Source organism: Stenotrophomonas daejeonensis, from assembly GCF_001431505.1.
GTDB lineage: Bacteria > Pseudomonadota > Gammaproteobacteria > Xanthomonadales > Xanthomonadaceae > Stenotrophomonas > Stenotrophomonas daejeonensis.
In genome coordinates, this window is the sequence record NZ_LDJP01000073.1 from 1 (window position 1) to 1,110 (window position 1,110).

Annotated in this window: 1 pseudogene; it reads left to right on the forward strand. The window is 64.7% G+C overall.

Annotated elements, in window-relative coordinates:
- Positions 1 to 88: 88 nt before the first annotated feature.
- A pseudogene (locus tag ABB34_RS12235) lies at positions 89 to 1,056 on the forward strand (IS1595 family transposase).
- The last annotated feature ends 54 nt before the right edge of the window (positions 1,057 to 1,110 follow it).

Here is a 1,110-nt window from a genome sequence, read left to right on the forward strand (position 1 = left end):
ACCTGATTAGCACGAACTCTCAGCGCACTCGCAGGTTCTGCGACGGACTCAAGCCAAGCTGGGTCATCCTTTCCTTCGGAGCGATGACATGGCATTGAATCGCGTGCAGTTTCAGGCGGGACTGTCGCTGCCGGCGTTTCTGGCCCGGTACGGGGATGAAGCGCAGTGCGAGCAGGCGGTAGAGCAGGCGCGCTGGCCGGAAGGCTTCGTCTGCCCGTATTGTCAAGGCCAGCGCCACAGCCGCTTCCGTCGAGGACATCAGAGCTACTGGCAGTGCAGCCAATGCCACCACCAGACCAGTCTGCGTGCCGGGACGGTGATGGACAACAGCAAGCTGCCCCTGCGCACGTGGTTGCTGGCGATGTACCTGCTTGGCCAGAGCAAGACGAACCTGTCGGCGTTGGAGCTGATGCGTCATCTGGGGGTGAGCTATCCGGCCGCCTGGCGGCTCAAGCACAAGCTGATGCAGGCCATGCATGAGCAGGAAGCCGGGCGGCGGCTGTCGGGGATCGTCCAGCTCGACGACGCCTATCTGGGCGGGGAGCGCAACGGGGGCAAGCCCGGTCGCGGCTCGGAGAACAAGCGCCCTTTCTGATTGCCGTGGCCACCTCGTCCTCGGGGCGGCCACGGCAAGCGGTCATCGATCCGGTCGCCGGCTTCACCAAGGCGGCGGTGAGCCAATGGAGCCAAGCCCGGCTGGCGCCGGGCTGCCAGGTGTATAGCGACGGCACCAGCGCCTTTGCCCTGCTGGCCGAGCATGGGCATCGGCACACAGTATTGCCGGGCAAGCGTCGGCAGGCCACCGAGCAGCCTCACAGCCGCTGGGTCAATGTCGTGCTGAGCAACCTCAAACGCTCGCTGGACGGGGCCTACCACGCCTTCGCTTTCGGCAAGTATGCCCATCGCTACCTAGCCGAGACCGCCTGGCGCTTCAATCGGCGCTGGGACCTGACCCAACTGGTCCCGGGCTTGCTGGCCGCTACGGTGAGCTTGCCACCGTGGACGGAACGGGCGTTGCGCGATGTGCCGGTATTTCATGCTGAAAGATCGTGCTAATCAGGTACCGGGAAAGCCTCATCGCGCACCAAGGTGCGCTCCTAAAGCTGGTCA